This window comes from Hoylesella buccalis ATCC 35310 (assembly GCF_000177075.1).
GTDB lineage: Bacteria > Bacteroidota > Bacteroidia > Bacteroidales > Bacteroidaceae > Prevotella > Prevotella buccalis.
The window spans coordinates 1-8,212 of sequence record NZ_ADEG01000018.1 but is presented as its reverse complement, the minus strand read 5'-3'; the positions used below and the strand labels follow the sequence as shown (position 1 = coordinate 8,212).

The window sequence follows — 8,212 nt, the reverse complement described above, 5'->3', positions numbered from 1 at the left end:
TACCATGCTTGCCAAACGATATAATTGGATACCACAATTTGAGCCAGTAGACGACAATCCGTACCTGGATGATTTCTATGCCGACATGACACGATGGTCGTTCAACCTGCAAATCTACTTTCTCAACAAGCGGTTTAGAGACGTAGTCGCCATCAGCAAGAGCCACGATACCATCATTCAAGACCGCACCATCTTTGAAGATGCCTGCATCTTCGCACCCAATTTGCACAGCATGGGGATGATGAGCGACCGCGACTTTGACAACTATACAGACCTTTTCAACCTCATGATGTCGCTCGTGAAGTTGCCAGATCTCTTGATTTACATTCGTTCGGGGATTCCAAACCTGGTTTCTCACATCCAAAAACGTGGTCGCGAATTTGAGAAATCCATCCGAATAGACTACTTACAGGGGCTCAACACGCTCTACGAAAACTGGATTAGCACCTACAAAGGGAACCTCATGATTGTAGATGGCGACCGTCTTCATTTCAAAGAAAATCCACAAGATTTCAAGGAGATTACAGACATGATTGACGACCGACTGTATGGTTTGTTCCCACTTGACGTGAAATAGCACCGGCACGGCCATGCCTTAAAAAAGATAGAACAAGGAAATAAAGTTGTTAGGGCGTGGCATTTCCAAAATCATTGTTTCAGTCTTCTATACCAATTCTTGAGAGCTGGGCGCGGAACACCTAATGACACAAGACGGTCAAGGTCTTCTCTTGCCTTTTCAGTTTTACCCAATTGAATGCGCAGTTCGGCTCTGTTCAGCAGATAATCGGTATTACTCTGATCCCTTTTGATGGCCTCTGAATAATCGTATTCGCCCAACTCAAGCATCCCCTGCTCTACTTCAATTCCCGCACGAGCGGCATAAGCCACCGCACTGTCGGCATGCTGACTCACCAACTGGTTAATTTGATTGAGTGCTTCCGTATGGTGTTTATCCTTCTGATTGAGCAAAGCCAGACCTAAAAGCGCAGAAAAATGTCCGGGAACCCTTTGCAACAGATGCTCATAATCAAGGCGGGCAAAATTATATCTCCCCAACTTTTGATTGGCGAAAGCCCGATAATACAAGGCGGCGATGTTGTGCTGTTCTTTGCCTAGCACCCTATCATACTCGTCTTTAGCATACTGCCACTGCTCTAATTGTAAATTCCACGCAGCCTTTTTCAACCGCAAGTCTACACTATCAGGATGATATTTCAAGGCCTCGGTTGCCTTCTTCAAACTGTCACGCAACGCTTCACGCTGTTGTGCAAAGCCGTTTAAAGGCAAAAGAAACATGAAAAAGAGTACGAAAACAGACAAGATGCGCGCTTTTTCCCTGAAAGGAAAAGCATCAAAAGTCCATCTCAACATGCTGATAAAATCTCTCATAACAGTCTCTTTTTCACTATTTTATACCAAAATCTCTATCGTATTCATTGAGAAGAGTGCCCATTCATCAAAACGGAATAGGCTCTGCTGGAGGCAAATCTCCTAAAGGAGTGGGTTCTGGGGGTGGGAATCCTCCATTAAGACGCGACTCCATAAACTCGCCACCTTCTGGTGTTGGCATCGAATAGCCTTCGTCCAAGTTCTCGAAACGCGTATACTCGCCACGGAAATTTAGCAGCACATCGCCCGTCGCACCTTTACGATGCTTGGCTATGATGATTTGAGCTTTACCTCGTAAGTCCACCCCATTGTTGTCTTCATACAACCGATAATACTCCGGTCTGTGCACAAACAGCACCAAGTCGGCATCCTGTTCGATGGCACCCGACTCGCGAAGGTCACTCAACTGCGGTCGTTTTCCCTCCAATCCGTCACGATTCTCCACGTTACGGCTTAACTGTGACAGAGCCAGCACTGGGATATCCAGCTCTTTGGCCAGTCCCTTCAGCGAGCGAGAGATGGTAGAAACCTCCTCCTGACGGTTGCCAAACCGCATGCCATTGGCATTCATCAGCTGCAAATAGTCTATCATGATAATCTTTACGCCTTTCTCTCTGACCAGCCTGCGCGCCTTGGTTCTTAGCTCAAAGATACTCAGTCCGGGCGTGTCATCAATATAAATAGGTGTACCCATCAGGTTTCTCACTTTCGTATCAAAACGTTTCCATTCATCAGCAGTCAATTGTCCACTCAGAATCTTGTTGCCTGCAATCTCACAAGTATTGGATATCAAGCGGTTTACCAACTGTACATTGTTCATTTCCAGTGAGAAAAAGGCAATAGGTTCATGATGATCTACAGCGATATTCTTAGCAATAGAGAGTGCAAACGATGTTTTTCCCATGGCCGGACGACCCGCAATAATCACCAAGTCAGACTTTTGCCAGCCACTTGTAATGCCATCCAATTTGGTATATCCAGAAGGTATTCCCGTCAAATCGCCTGTGTTAGCAGATGCCTTTTGCAGTATTTCCGTTGCTTGGGCTATCACAGGATCAATTTGCGTATAATCCTTCTTCATGTTGGTTTGCGATAACGTGAAGAGGTCACTTTCGGCTTCTTGCATCAACTCATCTATATCCTGCGACTCATCAAACGCCTTGGTTTCGATGACACTGGCATAAGAAATCAACTGACGAGCCAGCGATTTCTGCGAAAGTATTTTGGCATGATACTCAATGTTGGCTGATGACGCAACCTGTGCACTAAGCTCCACTACATAGGCAGCACCCCCTATCTCCTCCAACGTCCCCTCTCTTTTCAGCTGATCGGTCACGGTGATGATGTCAACCGGCTTCTCCTCCATCGTCAACGACTGGATGGCATGGAAAATCTTCTGGTGCCTTGGCTCGTAGAATGACTCAGGACGAAGAATCTCGGAAATGATGGAAAAAGCGTCTTTGTCTATCATCAGTGCCCCCAGAACAACTCGCTCTACGTCAGTTGCTTGTGGCTGAACATGTGCATAAGAATTGTCTATCGGTGTTGGACGCTTGTTTTTGGTAGTGGCCATGGTTGAAGTATTTTATTGTTTTACCAACTTGGGAATGCAAATGTATAAAAAATAGTTCAACTATCGCCCATCGGCGTTCATCTTTTTACATTCCACACCGCTCTACAGCAATCATGACAAAGTGGAATAAAATCTTACAATTCGTTTTGCTATCTTATTGATTTAGTATATCTTTGTCAGCAAAAACACAAATATTACTTATGGAAAACAAGGAAAAAGAGTCAGTGCAATTACCTGAAAATGCTTTCAGGGAACTGAAAGAAGGAGAAGAGTATCAACCTATCATGCACGCAAACCAAACCTACCCCGAGGTCAATGCGTGGTCAGTGACATGGGGTATCCTCATGGCGATGTTGTTCTCGGCCGCCGCAGCCTATCTGGGTTTGAAGGTAGGACAGGTGTTTGAGGCAGCCATCCCCATTGCCATCATCGCCGTAGGCGTATCAACAGCCGCCAAGCGAAACAAGGCACTTGGTGAAAATGTGATTATACAGAGCATCGGAGCCTGCTCGGGTGCAGTGGTGGCTGGAGCCATTTTTACCCTGCCTGCCATTTACATTCTTCAAGCCAAGTACCCCGAAATGAGTGCGTCGTTCATGAAAATCTTCATGAGTTCGGCACTCGGAGGAGTCATTGGCATTCTATTTCTGATTCCTTTCCGCAAATATTTCGTAAGCGACATGCACGGCAAATATCCATTCCCAGAAGCCACTGCCACCACACAAGTGCTCGTGAGCGGCGCCAAAGGCGGATCGCAGGCCAAGCCATTGCTTATGGCCGGACTGGTTGGTGGGCTTTATGACTTCATCGTAGCCACCTTTGGATGGTGGAACGAGAACTTCACCACCCGCGTTTTCGGCTTGGGTCAGCAGCTGGCCGACCAGGCAAAACTGGTCTTCAAGGTAAACACCGGCGCAGCCGTAATGGGCCTTGGCTACATCATCGGACTGAAATATACCTTTATTATCTGTATGGGTTCGTTCGCCGTTTGGTGGCTCATCGTGCCAGGACTATCGCTGTTGTTTGGCGACACCATCTTAAACATCGGTGGCACCAACCTCACCATGACGGTGGGCGAGATGTCTCCCGAACTGATTTTCACCACCTACGGCAAGAGCATCGGTATCGGTGGCATTGCCATGGCGGGCATCATTGGCATCATCAAGAGCTGGGGTATCATCAAAAGTGCCGTTGGACTGGCGGCTAAGGAGATGAAAGGCAAAGGTGAGGTGACGAAAGAAGAGATACGCACACGCAGGGATATCTCGTTCCGCGTCATTGCCATCGGCTCCATTGCCGCCATTCTCATCACCTTCGTATTCTTCCTTTTGGGCGTGATGCACAACTTTACGCATGCGCTGATTGCCATTCTCTTAGTGGCCGTCATTGCCTTTTTGTTTACCACCGTGGCAGCCAACGCCATTGCCATCGTAGGCAGCAACCCGGTATCGGGAATGACCTTGATGACACTTATCTTGGCCAGCGTGGTGATGGCAGCCGTGGGACTCAACGGTCCGGAGGGCATGGTAGCCGCTTTAATCATGGGAGGCGTGGTGTGTACCGCTCTCTCCATGGCTGGTGCTTTTGTCACTGACCTGAAGATTGGCTATTGGTTGGGAACGACACCAGCCAAACAAGAAACTTGGAAGTTCTTGGGGACCCTGGTCAGTGCGGCAACCGTGGGCGGCGTGATGATGCTACTCAATCAGACTTACGGCTTCGATCCGGCACAACAAGGGCATCTGGTGGCACCGCAAGCCAATGCCATGGCAGCTGTTATCGAGCCCTTGATGAATGGTGCGGGCGCACCTTGGATCTTATATGGCATCGGTGCTTTGCTGGCCATCATCCTCACTTTGCTCAAAATTCCCGCACTGGCATTTGCACTGGGTATGTTCATTCCGTTGGAACTCAACACACCACTCCTCATCGGTGGCGCCATTCACTGGTTTGTCACCACACGCAGCAAAAACAATGAGGTAAACAAACAGCGCGGAGAAAAGGGTACGCTGCTGGCCAGCGGCTTCATCGCCGGCGGTGCGTTGATGGGCGTTTTAAGCGCGTTGCTGCGCTTTACAGGCTTCAATCCCATCAATCCCGACTGGCTTGCCAACCCCTTGTCCGAACTGCTTTCACTGGCCGCTTACCTGCTATTGATTAGCTATTTCATCCTGGCAACACGCGACAAGAATAAAGCTTAAATATAGTATGGCAGTTTGGTGCAGGATTCCAAGCCCAGACTGCCATCTTAAATTCACTTTGATTCGCATCGTTTCGTGTAGGTTTATCTTTGTGAATTTTCTTGACAACACATCTTCTCATGCTTGGCTTATTTGCAAACGAACACAGGTTTGTTTGCAAATAAGCCAAGCATGAGTGTTTTTCGCACTTCATTGACACACAGGATATTACGAATCTTTCAGCCGCTTACGCACCAAAATTCAACCATTTTTCAGTTAAAAAGCACGCTTTCATGCCCCCAATTTGCATGTAATTGACTGGCAATAGCATGCATATAACCCGATAAAAGCATTCTTCTTGGCTGGTAAGACCATTGCTTTTACCCTGAAATGCGCTTTTTCTTCCCACATCATCCCCTATTTGTATCCTCTTTTCCTATCGTTTTTTTCTATATTGAAACTTTTCAAGAGCCGATTTAAGGGCTATTTTTGAGATAAAAAATTGACTTCTGTTCGATTATAGAGGATGCCAGTGAGCAAGCATACCGTGCTGTCAATGTTTCGCTCACACTCCGCAATTGGATGCTTGGTGAACGCATTGCACGCGAGAAACTTGATGGAGAAGAGAGAGCTGAATATGGAAAACAGGTAATAGCTACACTTGCAAAAGAACTAACTCATGCGTATGGCAAGGGGTTTGAACGTGTTTCTTTGTATAATTATTACGCGAGTTCGGGATAAGAAAATCTTTAGAAAAGTTCCAATTGCCTTGATTTCTCTATGTGTACCGGCAGGGCTTCCGGCTTATTGTCAAAGAAACAACAGGCTGTAAGAGCAGAACACAAGTTCATGATGAAATTATACGCGAGTTCGGAATAAGTGACAAAAAGAGACCCATTTTAGGTCTCTTTTTGTTACTTGTGTCGAAATCGACCGCCAAAGGCGGTTTTTATGAGCGGGCCTTTTAAAGAGCCCGCCCAAAATAAAACGATCGGGAAGACTACTCGAAGGGCTGCGCCACGAACCCGTAGCTGCGGTAGCTGTTGCTGTACAAGTGCACGCGATCACTGCTGAAGAACAGGTAGTACGCGTTACTACTAGAGCTGGGATTAGCACTTGACGACCAGTAGTAACCGCCGGAACCGAGGGTGTTAAGCAGACCACCGTCGTAACAGCCCAACGCAGGGAGGAAAAAGTATTTATCAATCTCACTATCAGAAGGCTTGCCATTCGCAGGAGAAATGCCGTAGAAGTCGGAAGAAGCACGCAAATCATTGCCCTCGGGATCTTCAAGCTTTAAGGCAGCAGACTCCTTGCCGTTTTCCTGAGCGATGACGCTGAGCTTCTTTAACCATATACCACCAGTATAAGTCTTGCCGAAAGCCTCCCACTGAGTACTATTGTCCCAATGGGCATCACCCTTCAATACGTACCAACCTATTTCGTTGGCATTGGGAAGCTCCATGAAGAGAGGATTGACGGAAGCCTCGAAAGAACCGCTACCCTCATGATACCAACGAGAAGCATCGGCAGTCTTGGACTTGGGATAATTGTCGTTTGATGCATCTTCCGCTGTTGGCTGCCAGGAATCAGCAGAGTCCCACTCGTGACCAAACCAATAGTTCTCACGAGCATCCCACATATAATAATTGTGACCGCTGTAATGTCTAACACCAAGATTAACGGGAATATCACAAATTTTATTGGCACCAAAGTTATGTGATTTATAACTTTTGGTTATTGTCATAACCGTATTCTTTGCGTCTAAAACTGTATATTTTACTTTCAAGGCATGGGTGCCTGGAGCTATAACTACGTAAAGTGAGTTTTTAATACTTTTCGTTGCTGTTGCTTGATCAGCAAGCTTAAGACCATCACGACCTACATTCAGCGTAATTGTCTTTGAATTACCCGTACCGGAAAGACCTGCTTGGGTAAGGTCATAAGTACCGGAAATATTGTTATCAGAGGTTATCTCTATGCTTTTGAGCTTTAAGTTTGCGCGATCCCACTGAGGAGCCATATAGGGAAGGAAGCAAAGATAAGACGCCTTGTGCTCCAAGTCGAAACGATAACCGCTCTTGCCTGCAACGGTAGTCTTCGTTGCCTTGGCTACACCGCAATCGCCAGCGGCACCAAAATGCTTGGTATTGTTAAAGGCTACTTGTGTCTGATTGCTGGCGATAACAACTTTCATTTCACCGACACCAGAGTTAGTACCGCAATAATACACATCGTATTGTCCCTTAGTGGTGTAAGAACCATCTACCAAGAATGTAGTGCGAGCTACAGCATCATTGATAGCATTCTGACTCTTGTATAACTTACCATTATCGTCCTCTACATGGATCACGTCTTTAGGTTCCCAAAGGAAAGCTCCATGACCACCGATGGCGTCACGATTCATAGAGGTGCGGGTGAGAAAGCCAGGGACTTCTGTTGAAATTTCAGGAGAACTAAGCTGCATACGCTCCATAGGAGCCTCTGTAACGATACCTCCTGTAAAGGCAGTAAGCTGACCATTACTATTACTATCAGCACTCTCTTCGTTAGAACAGCTACACATCAGCACAGATACAGCCACGCAAACCGCAAATGAGATAAATGATTTTGTTTTCATCTGTATCAATTTTTATAAAATTAATTCATTAAAAATGGTTATTACAAATAAAGTATTTAAGAGTTGCCTACTTACCACTGTTCATCATCTTCAGGTTCCAAAGGATCAGGATCGGGTTCAGCATTCTTATGTCCACCATCCGAAGGACTTCCTGCACAAAGCGAATACTCTACTGAAAAGCAAACGATATTAGGACTAATGTAAGCCGCCTTTTTACCTGCGGCACTTGTTTCTGTTTTACTCATAACGATACAATAAATTTTGAATATGATTTTTAATTTCTGAATATACTACCATAAAGGAAGGCGGGGATTTATCCCCCACAAACGGACACAAAGAGTCGCTGCGCAATAATGCATAATGCGCAGAAAGGGGAATAAGAGAAGATATACCTAAATTATAAGAGAGAGAGAGAGAGAGAGAGAGAGAGAGAGAGAGATAAATTAGTTA

7 protein-coding genes and 1 pseudogene are annotated in these 8,212 nt (G+C 46.1%); 3 read left to right on the top strand and 5 right to left on the bottom strand.

Annotated elements, in window-relative coordinates; all coding sequences use genetic code 11:
• The first annotated feature begins 4 nt into the window (after window positions 1-4).
• Complete coding sequence (locus HMPREF0650_RS01675; protein WP_245543438.1) at window positions 5-577, top strand: deoxynucleoside kinase; 573 nt, start codon at window positions 5-7, stop codon at window positions 575-577.
• Between the two features lie 71 nt (window positions 578-648).
• On the opposite strand, the gene HMPREF0650_RS01670 is transcribed toward HMPREF0650_RS01675, so the two are convergent.
• Window positions 649-1,389 carry a tetratricopeptide repeat protein gene (locus HMPREF0650_RS01670; protein ID WP_004347816.1) on the bottom strand — a complete coding sequence of 247 codons (741 nt, stop codon included), beginning with the start codon at window positions 1,387-1,389 and terminating at the stop codon, window positions 649-651.
• A gap of 67 nt (window positions 1,390-1,456) precedes the next feature.
• Window positions 1,457-2,962 carry a replicative DNA helicase gene (dnaB, locus tag HMPREF0650_RS01665; RefSeq protein ID WP_004347815.1) on the bottom strand — a complete coding sequence of 502 codons (1,506 nt, stop codon included), beginning with the start codon at window positions 2,960-2,962 and terminating at the stop codon, window positions 1,457-1,459.
• Between the two features lie 200 nt (window positions 2,963-3,162).
• On the opposite strand from dnaB, the gene HMPREF0650_RS01660 reads away from it, so the two are divergent.
• The gene (locus HMPREF0650_RS01660; protein ID WP_004347814.1) at window positions 3,163-5,163 is read left to right on the top strand and encodes an OPT family oligopeptide transporter; all 2,001 of its coding nucleotides are present in this window, start codon (window positions 3,163-3,165) and stop codon (window positions 5,161-5,163) included.
• Window positions 5,164-5,643: 480 nt separating this feature from the next.
• Window positions 5,644-5,883, top strand: a complete 240-nt coding sequence (locus HMPREF0650_RS13690; RefSeq protein ID WP_081454835.1) for a DUF1016 N-terminal domain-containing protein — start codon at window positions 5,644-5,646, stop codon at window positions 5,881-5,883.
• An 8-nt stretch (window positions 5,884-5,891) separates the two neighbouring features.
• Here the strand turns inward: HMPREF0650_RS13690 and HMPREF0650_RS13410 are convergent.
• The 3 genes and pseudogenes from HMPREF0650_RS13410 to HMPREF0650_RS13310 form a co-directional block, all read right to left on the bottom strand.
• Window positions 5,892-6,005 (bottom strand): annotated as a pseudogene (locus tag HMPREF0650_RS13410) (IS982 family transposase); the annotation flags it as partial.
• A 137-nt stretch (window positions 6,006-6,142) separates the two neighbouring features.
• Complete coding sequence (locus HMPREF0650_RS01655; protein WP_004347812.1) at window positions 6,143-7,762, bottom strand: hypothetical protein; 1,620 nt, start codon at window positions 7,760-7,762, stop codon at window positions 6,143-6,145.
• Window positions 7,763-7,833: 71 nt separating this feature from the next.
• Window positions 7,834-8,007, bottom strand: coding sequence for a hypothetical protein (locus HMPREF0650_RS13310; protein ID WP_169308979.1), 174 nt, complete (start codon window positions 8,005-8,007; stop codon window positions 7,834-7,836).
• Window positions 8,008-8,212 lie beyond the last annotated feature (205 nt).

What these genes read in the sequence shown, in the direction of transcription:
- HMPREF0650_RS01675 (WP_245543438.1), top strand. Translation starts at nt 5, where the DNA reads ATGCTTGCCAAACGATATAATTGGATACCACAATTTGAGCCAGTAGAC.
- HMPREF0650_RS01670 (WP_004347816.1), bottom strand. Translation starts at nt 1,389, where the DNA reads ATGAGAGATTTTATCAGCATGTTGAGATGGACTTTTGATGCTTTTCCT.
- dnaB (WP_004347815.1), bottom strand. Translation starts at nt 2,962, where the DNA reads ATGGCCACTACCAAAAACAAGCGTCCAACACCGATAGACAATTCTTAT.
- HMPREF0650_RS01660 (WP_004347814.1), top strand. Translation starts at nt 3,163, where the DNA reads ATGGAAAACAAGGAAAAAGAGTCAGTGCAATTACCTGAAAATGCTTTC.
- HMPREF0650_RS01655 (WP_004347812.1), bottom strand. Translation starts at nt 7,762, where the DNA reads ATGAAAACAAAATCATTTATCTCATTTGCGGTTTGCGTGGCTGTATCT.
- HMPREF0650_RS13310 (WP_169308979.1), bottom strand. Translation starts at nt 8,007, where the DNA reads ATGAGTAAAACAGAAACAAGTGCCGCAGGTAAAAAGGCGGCTTACATT.